Below are 13,578 nucleotides of genomic sequence, written 5' to 3' on the forward strand. Positions count from 1 at the left end.
CACGCTACCCTGCCGCGCTGCGGTCACTGCGCCTGCAGGATCAGTTCGCGGGCAGGCGCGGACGGCGGGATATTGTCCCTGTTGACCAGCCACGAGGCGATGTCGTGGAACAACGGTGCGGCGGAGGCGCCGAGTGCCCCACGCTGCGGCGCGTCGAGCATGATCGCGATCACATACTCGGGGTCGTCGGCCGGCAGGATCCCCGCGAAGGTGATCCAGTACCGCGAGTTGGAGTAGCAGGAGCAACCGGGATCGATCTGCTGGGCGGTTCCGGTCTTGCCACTGATCTGATAGCCGGCGAGAGCGGCCTGCGGGCCCGTGCCGGCCTGAGCACCCGGACCCGACTGGACGACCGCGCGGAACATGTCCCGCACGGTGCGGGCCGTCTCCTCGCTCACCACCCGCACCCCCTCGGGGCGCTCGGTCTGCACTGCGGCACCGTCGGGGCCGACCTGCTCTGCCACGATCCGGGGCGGGACCCGCACGCCGTCGTTGGCGATGGCCTGGTAGATTCCCGCCATCTGCAGGGTGGTCATGGACAGGCCCTGGCCGATCGGGAGGTTGGCGAACGTGCCGCCCTGCCAGTTCTGCAGGTCCGGCACGAGCCCCTCTGACTCTCCGGCGAGCGCGATCCCCGTCCGCTGGCCGAGCCCGAACTTCTCCAGGTACTCGGAGAACGGCTGCTTGCCCACCCGCTGGGCGAGCATCAGCGTACCGACGTTGGAGGACTTACCGAAGATCCCGGTGGTCGTATACGGGGTCGGGCCGTGCTCCCACGCGTCGGCGACCGTGACGCCCTCCATGCTGATGCTGCCGTCGACGGAGTGGACCTCGTCGGGGTCGGTCAGGCCGGCCTCGATCGCCGCGGCGGCGGTGATGATCTTCTGGACCGAGCCGGGTTCGAACGGCGAGGTGATCGCCGGGTTGCCGAGGTCGGCCCCGCGCTCGAGTTCGGTCCCGATCCCCACGGCCGGGTTGAAGGTGTTGTCGTTGGCCATCGCCCGGACCTCACCGGTGTGGGCGTCCAGGACGACGGCGGAGGCGTTCTCGGCGCCGGACGAGTCCTTGGCGGACTGGATGGCCTTCTGCACGTGCCACTGGAGGTCAGCATCGAGGGTGAGTCGGACGGTGTCGCCGTCCCGGGGTTCGGAGACGTTGCGCAGCGTGCCCGGGATGACCGTGTTGTCCTGGGCCCGGTCGAACGTCTGGCGCCCGTCCTCGCCGTCGAGGGCGTCGTTGAAATACGCCTCGATCCCCTGCAGTCCGATGAGCTTGCCCTCGTCGCTCTTCGTCGTGGCCCCCACGACGTTGGCACCGAGCGAGCCGCCCGGGTACTCACGGATGTCCACGCGCTCGGCGCCGATCATCGGGAACTTCTTGGTGATCTCGTTGGCCTGCGTGACGTCCACATTGCGGACCAGGTAGGTGAAGCCGCCGCCCGAATCGAGCTTGGCCTCGATCTCGTCCCGGTCGACGGAGTCACCGAGGACCTTCTCGAACTCGTCGGCGATGTCGTCGACCAGCTCGTCCCAGCCGGGCTTGGTGCTGTCGAGCTTGCGCCGCTCCTCGGCGTTGGCCTCCTCCACCTTCGGCTGGATGGACAGATCGCGTGCCTCGCGGGTGAAGGCGATCGGGTCGCCGCTGACATCCACGATCGAGCCGCGGGTGGCAGGCAGCACCTGGTGCACCTGCCGCTGGCTCTCCGCGCGGGCGGCCAGTTCCGTGCCGCCGATCGTCTGCACCCACAGCAACTTGACCAGGGCGACCACCATGATGATGGCGAACAGCGTCCGCATGAACGTGAACCGCCCATCGGTGGAGGCGGTGGTGCGGATCCGTCCGGACCGGTTCGGTGGCCGCCCGGTTCCCGGCGGCACGCCGCGCGGGGCGCCTGAGGGGCCCCCTCGGCCCGTTCCCGGGGTGCGTCGGTCGGTCATCGAGAGGCCTTTCGGGTTCTGTCGGTCAGAAGGGCTGTCCGGGCACGGGGGCCAGGGTGGCGACGTCGCCGGTGGTCGGCGCGGGCGCGGGGGCATCCGGTTGTGGCGCGGGCTCCGCCGGTGCGGCGGGGGCCTGCGGGACGGGGTCGGCCACGGGTGCCGGAGCCGGTGCCGCGAGCGGCGCCGGCGGGCCGGACATCGGCGGGTACGGGACGGGCGAGACCCCTCGGGGTGCACGGTCCTGGGGGGCCTGGGCGGGTGGTGCGTCGAAGCCGTCGCGTTCCGACGTCTTCGGCGGCTCGGACGCTACCGGAGCAGGTTGGAGCGGCTTGATCGGCGCGCCGAGCTTCGCCTCGGGCTCACCGACGATCTGGATGACCCCGTCCGACCCCCTGGTGAGGATCGGCGCGCTCGCGACCCCGACCATGCCGAGCTTCTCTGCACGTTGCGCCAGAACCTCCGCCGACCGGGCACGCTCGTTGGAGGCCTGGAGCGACTCCATCCGTTCGACCAGTTCGACGTTGGCGTCACGGGCGTTCTTGAGGTCGTAGGTGTCCTGGGTGGTCTGCGCGGACAGGAGGAGGGTGCCTCCGACGCCGGCGCCGATGACGAGGAGGAGTACGACGACGAAGGGCACTCTCGCGGCGAGTTCAGCTGCGCTGAGCCGTTCAGCGGGGACGACGACGGTGCGTCGACCGCGGACCGAGCGGGTGACCGGCTTGCGCCGCAGACCGACTGCGCGCCTCGCCGGTGCCGGTCCGTCGAGCTCAGGTCCAGCAGGTGCCGGGGCCGCGGTCCGGGTATCGGCTCCGGCCGTGTCGATGGTGCTCGTCATGGGATTCTCCCGTCGATTCGCCGGACGCATCGCACTCGGACCGAGGCCGAACGCGGGTTGTGATCGATTTCCGTCGGTGACGCCTTCTCCGCTCCACGGGTGACGGCTGCGAACTCCGGGCCGTGGCCCGGCAGCTCGACCGGAAGCCCTGCCGGGGTCCGGGACGCGGTCCGCGTGGACAGTTCGCGCTTGACGATCTTGTCCTCCAGCGAGTGGTAGGCCATGAACACGGCACGGCCTCCCCCGCGGAGGAGGTCGAGATACCCGGGTACGGCGTTCTCCACCGCCTCCAGCTCGGCGTTGACCTCGATCCGCAGCGCCTGGAAGACGCGCTTGCCCGGGTGTCCGCCGGTCCGACGCGCCCCCTGCGGGATGGTGTCGTAGAGCAACTCCACGAGCTCGGAACTGGTGCGTAGAGGGTCGGTGTCGCGACGGCGGACGATCGCGGCGGCGATCTGACGTGCGAAGCGCTCTTCGCCGTAGACGCGGAAGATCCGCGCCAGGTCGTCACGCGGATAGTCGGCCAGGATGTCGGCCGCGGTGGGCCCCGTCGTGGGATCCATCCTCATGTCGAGAGGCGCATCGACGGAGTATGCGAAGCCGCGGTCCGCCACGTCGAGCTGCATCGATGAGACCCCGAAGTCCAGCAGGATGCCGTCGATCACCGGACCGGCGTCATCCCTGGAATCTGCCGGGAGTGCGGCCAGCACCGCGTCGAAGTCGTCGAAACGAGCGTGCACCGGTGTGAACCGGTCACGGAAGGCGGTGAGCCGGCGGGTGGCCATGTCGAGCGCGGCCGGGTCGCGGTCGACCCCGAGCACCCGAAGGGTCTCGAACTCCGCGAGGAGATGGGAGGTGTGTCCGCCGAGCCCGAGCGTGCCGTCCACGATCACGGGACGGCGCTCCTCGGTGGTGGCGGCGTCGACGACGGGACGGAAGAGCTCGATGGTCCGCGCGAGGAAGACGGGAACATGCCCTGAGCGCGCGTCGTCGCGGTCGGCATCGGGCTCTGTTGCCATCTCGCCTCCTCGCATCCGGAATGGGTGTGCGCTCCGGTTGTGGTGGAGCCCCCTGGTCCCCGTCCGGTACCCACCTGGCGTTGGGGAAGTACGTCAGGGTGGTGCCGGGCAGGGGCCGGGGGGCTCCGTCCGTCGTGCGGTCGTTCCTCTTCTCGTGCCCTCTCCCCCGGATCAGAATTCGATCCCGAGGGAGGTGCCCTCCATCTCGGAGAACACGGGCAGGTTCTCTTCGCTGTAGCGGTCCCACGCGTCGGCGTCCCAGACCTCGAGACGCTCCCCGAGACCGTTGACGACGCAGTCTTTTCCGAGACCCGCGTACTTCCGCTGACTCGCCGGGATGGAGATCCGCCCCTGCGAGTCCAACTGCTGAACTTCCGCGCCGCTCACCAGGAGCCGGAAGAACGCCATGTGCCTCTCACTGAGGTTGGCGGTCGGCCGGACCTTTCTGACCAGTGCGTCGAACTCGTCTTCCGGGAAAACCGACAGCGTGTTGGTGAACCACCCACACACGACCACCCCGTCCGCCAGACCAGGCCTGAATCTGGCAGGGATCGTCAGTCGCCCCTTGTCGTCGAGCTTGGGACGGTGGGTCCCGTACCCGACAAAGGCTCGTTCGCGTCCGGAGTCGACGGGATCGGTGTCGGTCACCCGCCACCTCCTGGGGTTCAGGCCCTTCGATCTCCTTGCGTGCCCCACTGTACCCCACAATGCCCCACAAACAAGGCCTGAGCCCCACTTCGCCCCACTGGCGTGCGTAACCGCAGTTCACAACGCTAATTTTCTCGAAGCCCGTCTGCGGCGCCCGGCTGCGATCACGGCGACCGCAGCCAGAATCACGCTCCAGGAGTGACGAATGGGACTGGAGCGACAATAAGGGCCCGTCGGGACATCAAGCGTGGGAGGAAGTGGGGAGGCGGGGCGGGCACCCCGGAACCCCAGGTCAGGGCCCTTTCCTGGACTCTCGGTACCCGGGCCCCCGGTTGACACAAAATGGCGTGCATCGCCGCACGCCCGGGGTGATGTCATCCGACCCGGCCGGCGACTGCTAGGGCCCACTCCGCCAGTTCACCCCGCCTGCTTGGTGCGGCCACAACTGCGGGGCCACTCCTCCCGGCACCGCGGTGACCTGCGGAATCAGCAGGAGAACACGCGCGCGTGATGCGCTACTTCTGTGCCCTCTCAACACGTACGCCGGGATGCGAGATGAAGCGGGTATCCGCCAGGTGGGGCTCGGTGGGGGCGGCCACGACCCGGGGCAGACTCCGCCCGGTGGGGATGAGTGGGGCAATCGTCGGCCGAGTGGGGACGCATGGGGCAATCGTCGGCCGAGTGGGGATGAGTGGGGCGACCCCGGCCGAGTGGGGACGCGTGGGGCGCAACCTCCGCTGCGGGCCGGGATCGGCATCCTCCTGCGCCGCCGCAACGGTCAGTAGCGGGGTTCGGCAACAGAAAGGAGGGGCGAGCGCGACTGCGCTCACCCCTCCCTGGAGGGTATTCCGGCGGCTATGGGCCCTGCTCGAAGCGACGGCGGAAACGGTCCTCCATGCGAGTGGAGTACGACCGGCCGTCTCCCCCGCCGGAGGACGAAGCCCGGCCGCCACCCGGCATGCGGGGGCCGCCGGCCTTCTTCGGACCGGCGGCAGTCGGCCCCGGCCTGGAACGAAGCGCGAGAACCCCCGCGGCGAACATCACGAGAAAACCGACGAGGCTGAGGACCGGGAAGCCTCCGGGCTTGAAATCGAGTGCCAGACCGCCGACGAGGAGGGCCACACCGAGGATGCCGAGTCCCACGACGAGTCCGGTGGGACGACGAACGCCGGTCGCGCCGGTCTTGCGAACGGACGACGCGAACTTCGGGTCGTCGGCGTAGAGCGCGCTCTCAATCTCTTTGAGCATGCGCTGCTCGTGCTCGGACAGGGGCACTTCGACCTCCTTCATGTGCTCGCGTAGACGAGCGCGGCCGGCTAAGTCGGTACGTACCGACCGGTTCGGGAATCAGCCGGTCAAGGCTCTCCCCATCATACGAGGGCAACGCCGTGCTGACCACTGGGATTCCCGGGAAGCACCGGAATCCCCCCGGCCGGCGCACTCGACCGATCAGGCAGCAGGACCGAGAACCCCCAGCCGCTGGTCCACCAGATCAAGAAAGCGGCCGACCGCCCACAGGAAATCATCGGCCATCCGGGGCTGCACAGTCCGAGGTAGTCCGTCCTCGACGGCGGCCGCCAGCGACGAGTATCCCCCGAACGCGGCCGCCCACTCACTCATCTCGGGCACTTCGACGGCGAGCCTGTGCCAGACGTCGGACGGGCCACGCTTCCTCGCGCCGGGGATGAGTAGCGCACCTGCGGCGGAGCGCGCGGCGCGGTACGCCTCCAGAAACCGGTCCTCGGGCGTGACGGCGGATATCGCCCGGCCACGATGCGACTCGGCTCGTTCGGCCCTCCCCAGAGACACCCGGGTGCAGCCTGCGCCGGCGACCCTCAATCCGGTGACCTTCTCCATGCCCACTGCACCACCCATCTCTGCCGTCTCTCCGCTTATGTCCGCACGCTATCGCCGGGGTACGACACAACCCGGGGCGCGCGACGCACGCTCGTGGTGAGATGGAGCGGATGGATACGGTGATCACCCGGCTCGACGCGGCCGACTTCAGAGATCGACTTCCCGAGGCGCTCGGGGTCTACGTCGACGCGATGGGCTACCCACCCCAGGTGATCCGCTCGCGGGCTGCGGCGTGGTTGGAGCACAGTCGCCGCGACGGCTGGTCCGGCGTGGCCGCGTTCGAAACCCCCAGGCGGCGGCTGCTCGGGCCGTCGCGGGGGCCGCTGATCGCCATCTGTTACGGCTACCGTGGCGCCCCCGGCCAATGGTGGTACGAGCAGGTCTCACGGGGTCTCCGGGGGCGGGACGGCTCACTGCCGGAGGACTACGTGGAACTGACCGAGCTTCACGTCGCACCCTCCCACCAGGGCAGAGGAATCGGCATGGCCCTTCTACGGGAGTTCCTCTCCGACCGCCCCGAGAGCACGGTCCTGCTGTCGACCCCCGAGGTCGAGGATGAGAGCAACGGGGCATGGAGGCTGTACCGCTCACTGGGGTTCGGTGACGTGCTGAGGTCATACCGCTTCGACGGCGACGCCCGGCCGTTCGCGGTGCTCTCCCGTCCCCTCCCTCTGCCCGAGCAGGAGGACTGAGTTGTCCACCGGTCATGACGTGGTGGTGATCGGTTCCGGCCACAACGGACTGGTCTGCGCCGCCTACCTCGCCGCTGCCGGTCTCGATGTCCACGTGGTGGAGAAGGACACGGTGATCGGTGGCGCGACGTCGACCGTCGAGCGCTACCCGGGTCATCTCACCGATCGCGGCTCGTCGGCGCATCTGATGATCCGCCACACGAGCATCCCCGAGGAGCTCGATCTCGCCTCGCACGGCCTGCACTACGTCGACTGCGATCCCTGGGGCTTCGCGCCGGCGCCGCCCGGGACGGACGAACCGCCGATCGTCTTCCATCGCGACCTCGACGCGACCTGCGCGAGCATCACCGAAGCCTGCGGAACGGCTGACGCACAGGCGTACCGCGCGTTCGTCAGTCGGTGGGAGGTGCTGGCCGGGCGGATGATGAAGGGCTTCGCGGTGCGACCGAGTGCTGCGGGCCTGGGTTCGGCGTTCCTCGGAGTGGAGGACTTCCGGGATCCCTTCGGGGCTGTCCAGACATTCCTGTCGTCGGGGGACGCGCTCCTCGACGCCACTTTCACCTCGGAGCGGCTGAAGGCCGCTCTCTCGTGGTTCGGGGCGCAGTCCGGTCCCCCGATGTCGCATCCGGCCACGGCCCCGATGATCGGGTTCGCCGCACTGATGCACACGATCCCACCGGGCCGGGCGATTGGTGGCTCCGGAGCCCTGGCCGATGCCCTCGCCTCGGTCATCCGCACGAATGGCGGCGCCATCACCGCCGGCGCCGGCGCAGCCGCGATCCGCCGGTCCGGACGCGGATGGCGCGTGGAGACCGAGGGGGGCCTCACGCTCTCCTGCTCCACCGTCGTGTCGGCCTGCCACGTCCACACCACGCTCGACCTCCTCACTGACGTGCTCCCGGCCTCGACGCTGGACGCCTGGCGGAGGCGGATCCGCCCCGGGTTCGGGCTGGGCATGGTCGTCAGGCTCGGCACCACCGACCTGCCGCGGTACCCCGGTGTCCCCGTCGAATCGAGCGCTCGCGGCCTCCAGTTCCTGGTGACGGATCGTCGCCACCTGGACCGTCGCCACGGTGTCGCCGCGGCCGGCGGGCTGGACGCGGACCCCGCGGTCCTCGCGATGAGTTTCAGCTCGCTCGATCCGTCACTCGCCCCCGAGGGCCGACACGAACTGACGTTGTGGTCGCAGTGGCACCCCCGCCACCTCGCGGACGGCCGGTCCTGGGCGGCGGCCGGCCCGGACGAAGCCGACCGGATCATCGCGGCTGCGGACCGGTTCGCGCCCGGGCTGGCCGACTCGGTCGTCCACCGCCACGTCCAGACCCCCGAGGATCTCGAACGCGAACTGGGCTTGATCGGCGGAAACGTGATGCACGTCGAGATGTCGCTGGATCAGATGTTGCCCATGCGTCCCCATCCGGACCTGCGCGGCTACGCGGTACCGGGGGCTGACGGCGTCTTCCTGGCGGGTGCATCGACCCATCCCGGTGGCGGTGTCATCGGGACCAGCGGCCGGACGGTCGCTCGGCTTGTCGGTCGGCGACTCGGCACGTCGACACGCCGCCGCCGCGGGGCACGGGCAGAATGACGGACGTGACCGAACCTCATCCGACCGCTACCGCACACGCCGCCGGTGGACGTAGCTCCCTGGCCCGGCGGCTGGCCGGTGTCACGGCACTGGTCACGATGCTGTTCGTCCTCTCCGGATGCCTCCAGCTCAACGCGCAGATGAGCGTCCGGAAGGATGACACGGTCTCCGGCCGGATACTCATCGCCGCCGATCAGCCCGCGCAGGCCGCCGCACTGGAGCGACTGGGCACGCCGTCCGGTCTCGAGCAGAAGGTCCGGATCACCCCGTACTCGGCGGACGGATTCACCGGCAGGGAGATCTACTTCACCCAGTTGACCTTCGCCGAGATGGACACCCTCTCGCTCGCGGTGGACATCGAAGGGGCGCGCCCCTATTCCATGAGCTTCCGCCGCAGCGGTGACACCGTATCGTTCAGCGGCTCCGTGGACCTGTCGGGGCTCCCCGCCGATCGTGCGGAGTCGGCCACCACACGGGTCGATCTGACCTTCCCCAACCGCATCAGCGAGACGAACGGGACGATCGGGACCGGGAACTCCGTCAGCTGGACGCCGGCGCCGGGGTCCATCACACGGATGCAGGCGTCATCCTCCTACCCGGACCCCGCCGCGCGCGGATTCGCCGTGTGGATGATCGTCGGCATCGGCGCGGCGCTTCTGGTGTCGATCGGCACGGTGCTCGCCGCCCGCACCTCGAGGGCTCGCACGGACCGGCTGTCGCGCTGACCACTGCCTACGGGACGACAACAGCGCCGCGCCGGTCCGACCGGCGCGGCGCTCCTGTGGATGCGGGTGTCGGGGGTCAGGCGGTGCCGATCGAGGCGCCCACCGCGGGCACCATCGACAGGTTGGCCAGGACCTCGTGCGTGGCCCGCGAGAAGTTCAGGGTGTTGAAGTGCAGGCAGGGCACGCCTTCGGCGATCAGGCGCTCGCAGAGCTGCGTCGCGAACCCGATCCCCACCTCACGCACCGCGGCCCGGTTCTCCTCGGGGCCGTCACCGGCCGCGAGCCGGAGCTGCTCCGCCAATCCGGTCGGCAGTTCGCAGCCGGACAACTCCACCATGCGGCGCACCACCCGGAGACTCGTGACCGGCATCAGCCCGGGGATGATCGGCTTGGCACCCTGCTCCGGGTCGGCCTCGACGACTCGATCACGCAGCCGCAGGTAGTCGTCGACATCCCAGAACATCTGGGTGATCGAATACTCCGCCCCGGCACGCAACTTGCCGACCAGCACCTCCGTGTCGTGGTCCAGGTCGCGGGCGCGGTAATGCCCTTCCGGGAACGACGCCACGCCCACATGGAAATCGCCCACCTCGTGGATGAGACGGACCAGTTCCTCCGCGTAATGCAGACCCTCGGGGTGCGCTGCCCACTCCCCCAGCGGGTCCCCGGGCGGGTCCCCCCGGAGGGCCAGGATGTTGGAGACCCCGACCTCGCCGTACACGCGGATCATCTCGCGCAACTCGTCGACGGTGTGTCCGACGGCGGTGAGGTGCGCGATGGGCACGATGTCGGTCTCGCGGACGATGCGCTCAACCACTCGAACCGTGCGATCGCGCGTCGAGCCGCCGGCGCCATAGGTGACGGAGGCGAACGCCGCCCCGAGCTCGGAGAACACTGAGGCGGCACGCCAGAGCCGCTCCTCCGCCGCTTCATCGCGAGGCGGGTAGAACTCCACGGAGAACGGAACCCTGGGGGTGGTGGAAGCGGCGATGCGCTCCACGATGCACGGGTGCCGGCCGCCGTCCGTCGGTTCGAAGTCGGAGAGCTGGGTCACCGGACCAGCGTAGCCCGACACGTGCCCGGGACTGTTTCCGCCCGGAGACTAGGATTGACGACGACGAGGGCGACCGGACCGGACGCCCGGAAGGGATGGTGCCCGTTGGCCCCGACGACTCGCCCCGACGACGGAGAACGCGTCCTCACAGCGCTCCGCCGGCATCTCGACGGGCGGCGCGAGGTCGTGGCCGGTGTGGATGACCGGGTGGACCGTCTGGCCGGCCTCCTGTCGGACTTCGTGACCGACGGCGGCAAGCGGATGCGTCCGCGGTTCGCGCTGGCCGGATGGACCGCGGCCGCCGCCGACGGAGCAGCGGTCCCCGATGAGGTCGTGACCGCGTGCGCCGCCCTCGAACTCATCCAGGCATGCGCGCTGGTGCACGACGACATCGTCGACGCCTCCGACACCCGCCGCGGTCGGCCCACCATCCACCGCACCGCCGAGGCGCTGCACCGCGATTCCGGATGGGACGGCGATGCCGAGCGTTACGGGATCTCCCAGGCGATCCTCATCGGCGATCTGGCTCTGGCCTGGGCCGACGAGATGTTCGTGACCTCGGGCGTCAACCCCGGTGCGCTGTCCCGTGCGCTCGTTCCCTGGTACGCGATGAAGACCGAGGTCCTGTCCGGGCAGATGCTCGACATCCTCGCCGAGGCCTCCGGCGCGACCGACGAGGTCACCCCCGCTCGCGTCAATCGGTTCAAGACCGCCGCGTACACCGTTGAACGCCCGCTACACATCGGAGCCGAGCTGGCCGGCGCCGGGCCGGAGACGATCGCGGCGCTCCGCGAGTTCGGCGTGGCCGTGGGCCAGGCGTTCCAACTCCGCGATGACATGCTCGGCGTCTTCGGCGACCCGGAGATCACCGGTAAGCCGTCGGGCGATGACCTCCGTGAGGGCAAGCGCACCCTCCTCTTGGCCCGTGCCACAACCCTCTCCGCCAAAGACGACGCGGACTTCCTCCTCGGTGTGCTCGGGACCGAGATCGACGCAGCCCGGCTGGACCGGGCCCGCCGCATCCTCGTGGATTCCGGTGCGGTGGCCTCCGTCGAGGCCGAGATCGACACACTGACCACCCGTGCGCTGCACGCCATCGACACCGCCGCGATCACCAACCGGGGCCGGGAGAACCTGCGCGACCTGGCCGCGGCCGCCACCCGTCGGCAGGCGTGATCGTGCCCTCGGCCAACGAGCCCGACCCGGTGAACGGGACCTGGGCGCAGGCGTTGTCGTCGTCGTCATCCGAGTCGTCGGGCACGACATCGTCGGGAGCGGCACCGTCGGGAGCGGCGCCGTCGGCCACGAGGTCGGGATCCCGCCTCGCCGGACTCGCGGGCGCGACCTCCCGCTCGGCGCGTGCGGCGTTCTCCGGCCCCTCGGGGCCCGCCCTGTGGCGCGGCATCGTGGGATCGGTCGTCCTCACCATCGCCGGCTTCGGCGTGGGCGCCGTCCCCGTCGACGGCGGGCCCGCCGTCGCTCTGGGACTGCCCGGCCTGACCTTCGGCCACGGCGCGACCCTCGCGATGATCCTCTGCTGGCTGGGCGTGGCGCTGCTGGTCACCTCCTGGCTCGCGCTCGGACCCCGCGCGGTGGCGGGGCGTCTACCCGTCCGGGACGCCGCGTGGGCCACGGCGCTGTGGTCTCTGCCCATGCTCCCCGCGATCCCGCTGTTCAGCCGCGACGCCTGGTCCTACCTCGCGCAGGGCGCCATGACCGGCGCCGGCGTGGACCCCTACGAGTTCGGCCCCGAAGCCAACCCCGGCCCTTTCACCACCGAGGTCAGTCCCGACTGGCAGTCCACCCCCACGCCCTACGGCCCTTTACATCTGTCGTTGATGCGCATCGTCGTGGCGATGTCCGGCGGGCACCCGGCTGTCGGCATCCTGATCCTCCGGGTACTCGTCCTGGTCTTCGTCGCCGCAATGCTCGTGCTCATCGTGGCAGCCGCCCGCCGCATCGGCGTCAACGCCGGTGCGGCCGTATGGATGGCGGGCGCCTCGCCGCTGACCGTGATCCACCTGTCCGGCGGGCTCCACAACGAGGTCTTCCCGCTCGTCGCGTGCCTCGGCGCGGTGGTCCTCACCCTCGATCGACGTTATGCCTGGGCCGGGGTGGCGGTCGGATTGGCGGTCGCGTTCAAGGCCACCGCGGTGATCGTCGCCCCGTTCCTGCTGTGGATCGCCCTCGACGGTCGCCGCACCTCCCCCGCGCCGGGGAGGCCGGGCCGGCCGGGCATGCGCCCGCTCGTTGGCGCGATCACCGACACGGCGCTCGCGGCGGCGGTGGCCGCCATCGTCTTCGTACTGGCGACCATCGCCTCCGGCACCGGGTTCGGATGGGTGAACGCGATCTCGGTCTCCGACCGCGTCATCAACTACCTCAGTGCCCCCACCGCGGTGGCGCACCTCGTCCACGCGCTACCCGGCACCCCCGGCTTCGCCGACATCCTCGCGGTCTCCCGCGATGCCGGGCGGGTCGTCCTGGCCTTGACCCTGATCGCGATCTGGTGGTTCAGCCGCCGCGACACCCGCTCGGCGCTACGCGGCATCCTCGTGGGATTGCTGGCGTTCGTGGTCCTGAACTCGCTGGCCTGGCCGTGGTACCACGTCTGGGTGACGGCGTTCTGGTTCCTCGGCCGTCCCGGGCCGCGGACGACCACAGCAGCCGTGGGCGCCACGGTATTCCTCCTCATGGCGATCGGCCCCAACGGCTCGACGAGTCTCTACAGCCCCGCCATCGCCGGGGCCGCGATCGCCGCTTCTCTCGCCGCCTGCTGGTGGTGGTGGCGCGCAACCGCAGACAGTAGAAGTCCCGACGTCAGAACGCCATCGCCTGAGCGCGCCTCATGACCTCACGCGCCGCGTGACCATGCAGGGCGTCAGCCGGCCGGCCCGGAAGTGACTCGTCCTCCTCGAACAGCCACTGCAGGATCTCGGTATCGCCGAATCCCCCGTCTCTGAGGACCGCCACGAGACCAGGGAGGAAGCGCACCACCTGGTCGTCGTCGAAAAAGACCTCCGGCACCACCACGACGCCCGCGCGACGGACGGCGATCAGCGCCCCCTCGCGAAGCAGGTCGTGCACCCGGGTGACCGGGATTCCCAACCTCTCGGACACGTCGGGCAGGTTGACGGTCTCGACGTCGGCGGACAAGACGTCGTCACAGTGCGGAACTTTACTCACGCTCACCAGGTTAGTCGTCCGCCGCTCGTCGGGCACC

13 protein-coding genes are annotated in these 13,578 nt (G+C 70.0%); 5 read left to right on the plus strand and 8 right to left on the minus strand.

What is annotated here, in order from left to right; genetic code table 11:
* Positions 1-23 precede the first annotated feature (23 nt).
* The 6 genes from ACWIE7_RS08235 to ACWIE7_RS08260 form a co-directional block, all read right to left on the minus strand.
* On the minus strand, positions 24-1,937 hold the full coding sequence (locus ACWIE7_RS08235; RefSeq protein WP_452099485.1) for a peptidoglycan D,D-transpeptidase FtsI family protein: 1,914 nt from the start codon (positions 1,935-1,937) through the stop codon (positions 24-26).
* A 25-nt stretch (positions 1,938-1,962) separates the two neighbouring features.
* A complete protein-coding gene (locus tag ACWIE7_RS08240) occupies positions 1,963-2,772 on the minus strand; it encodes a hypothetical protein (RefSeq protein WP_452099484.1) in 810 nt (269 codons plus the stop codon).
* Positions 2,769-3,791: a 16S rRNA (cytosine(1402)-N(4))-methyltransferase RsmH gene (gene rsmH, locus ACWIE7_RS08245; RefSeq protein WP_452099483.1), complete on the minus strand. Its 1,023-nt coding sequence runs from the start codon at positions 3,789-3,791 to the stop codon at positions 2,769-2,771. Before rsmH ends, ACWIE7_RS08240 begins: the two co-directional genes overlap by 4 nt.
* A 171-nt stretch (positions 3,792-3,962) precedes the next feature.
* Positions 3,963-4,439 (minus strand): division/cell wall cluster transcriptional repressor MraZ, encoded by a 477-nt coding sequence (locus tag ACWIE7_RS08250; protein WP_452099482.1) that lies wholly within the window; start codon positions 4,437-4,439, stop codon positions 3,963-3,965.
* An 855-nt stretch (positions 4,440-5,294) separates the two neighbouring features.
* Positions 5,295-5,714, minus strand: coding sequence for a DUF3040 domain-containing protein (locus ACWIE7_RS08255; protein WP_452099481.1), 420 nt, complete (start codon positions 5,712-5,714; stop codon positions 5,295-5,297).
* A gap of 174 nt (positions 5,715-5,888) precedes the next feature.
* Complete coding sequence (locus ACWIE7_RS08260) at positions 5,889-6,314, minus strand: SAV_6107 family HEPN domain-containing protein (RefSeq protein WP_452099480.1); 426 nt, start codon at positions 6,312-6,314, stop codon at positions 5,889-5,891.
* Positions 6,315-6,406: 92 nt separating this feature from the next.
* On the opposite strand from ACWIE7_RS08260, the gene ACWIE7_RS08265 reads away from it, so the two are divergent.
* From ACWIE7_RS08265 to ACWIE7_RS08275, 3 genes are read left to right on the plus strand one after another with little or no spacing between them, the layout of a single operon-like run.
* Complete coding sequence (locus tag ACWIE7_RS08265) at positions 6,407-6,988, plus strand: GNAT family N-acetyltransferase (RefSeq protein ID WP_454069015.1); 582 nt, start codon at positions 6,407-6,409, stop codon at positions 6,986-6,988.
* 1 nt (position 6,989) lies between these two features.
* Positions 6,990-8,576 carry a phytoene desaturase family protein gene (locus ACWIE7_RS08270; RefSeq protein WP_452099478.1) on the plus strand — a complete coding sequence of 529 codons (1,587 nt, stop codon included), beginning with the start codon at positions 6,990-6,992 and terminating at the stop codon, positions 8,574-8,576.
* Positions 8,573-9,301 (plus strand): LppM family (lipo)protein, encoded by a 729-nt coding sequence (locus ACWIE7_RS08275; RefSeq protein WP_454069016.1) that lies wholly within the window; start codon positions 8,573-8,575, stop codon positions 9,299-9,301. The genes ACWIE7_RS08270 and ACWIE7_RS08275 overlap by 4 nt, the downstream gene beginning before the upstream one ends.
* 76 nt (positions 9,302-9,377) lie before the next feature.
* Here the strand turns inward: ACWIE7_RS08275 and metF are convergent, their stop codons facing one another.
* A complete protein-coding gene (metF, locus tag ACWIE7_RS08280) occupies positions 9,378-10,355 on the minus strand; it encodes a methylenetetrahydrofolate reductase [NAD(P)H] (protein WP_454069017.1) in 978 nt (325 codons plus the stop codon).
* A gap of 105 nt (positions 10,356-10,460) precedes the next feature.
* Between metF and ACWIE7_RS08285 the strand changes: the two genes are divergently transcribed.
* Together ACWIE7_RS08285 and mptB are read left to right on the plus strand one after the other, a co-directional pair.
* Positions 10,461-11,531 (plus strand): polyprenyl synthetase family protein, encoded by a 1,071-nt coding sequence (locus tag ACWIE7_RS08285; protein WP_454069018.1) that lies wholly within the window; start codon positions 10,461-10,463, stop codon positions 11,529-11,531.
* A gap of 2 nt (positions 11,532-11,533) precedes the next feature.
* Positions 11,534-13,207, plus strand: coding sequence for a polyprenol phosphomannose-dependent alpha 1,6 mannosyltransferase MptB (gene mptB, locus ACWIE7_RS08290; protein ID WP_452099474.1), 1,674 nt, complete (start codon positions 11,534-11,536; stop codon positions 13,205-13,207).
* Here the strand turns inward: mptB and ACWIE7_RS08295 are convergent.
* Positions 13,176-13,541 (minus strand): Rv2175c family DNA-binding protein, encoded by a 366-nt coding sequence (locus ACWIE7_RS08295; protein ID WP_230929462.1) that lies wholly within the window; start codon positions 13,539-13,541, stop codon positions 13,176-13,178. The genes mptB and ACWIE7_RS08295 overlap by 32 nt on opposite strands.
* Positions 13,542-13,578: the final 37 nt, after the last annotated feature.

It is taken from the genome of Dietzia sp. NPDC055343 (assembly GCF_053645265.1).

Excerpts from the sequence above, each read along its gene's own strand:
- ACWIE7_RS08240 (WP_452099484.1), bottom strand. The coding sequence starts at position 2,772 with ATGACGAGCACCATCGACACGGCCGGAGCCGATACCCGGACCGCGGCC.
- ACWIE7_RS08235 (WP_452099485.1), bottom strand. The coding sequence starts at position 1,937 with ATGACCGACCGACGCACCCCGGGAACGGGCCGAGGGGGCCCCTCAGGC.
- rsmH (WP_452099483.1), bottom strand. The coding sequence starts at position 3,791 with ATGGCAACAGAGCCCGATGCCGACCGCGACGACGCGCGCTCAGGGCAT.
- ACWIE7_RS08275 (WP_454069016.1), top strand. The coding sequence starts at position 8,573 with ATGACGGACGTGACCGAACCTCATCCGACCGCTACCGCACACGCCGCC.
- ACWIE7_RS08260 (WP_452099480.1), bottom strand. The coding sequence starts at position 6,314 with ATGGGTGGTGCAGTGGGCATGGAGAAGGTCACCGGATTGAGGGTCGCC.
- ACWIE7_RS08265 (WP_454069015.1), top strand. The coding sequence starts at position 6,407 with ATGGATACGGTGATCACCCGGCTCGACGCGGCCGACTTCAGAGATCGA.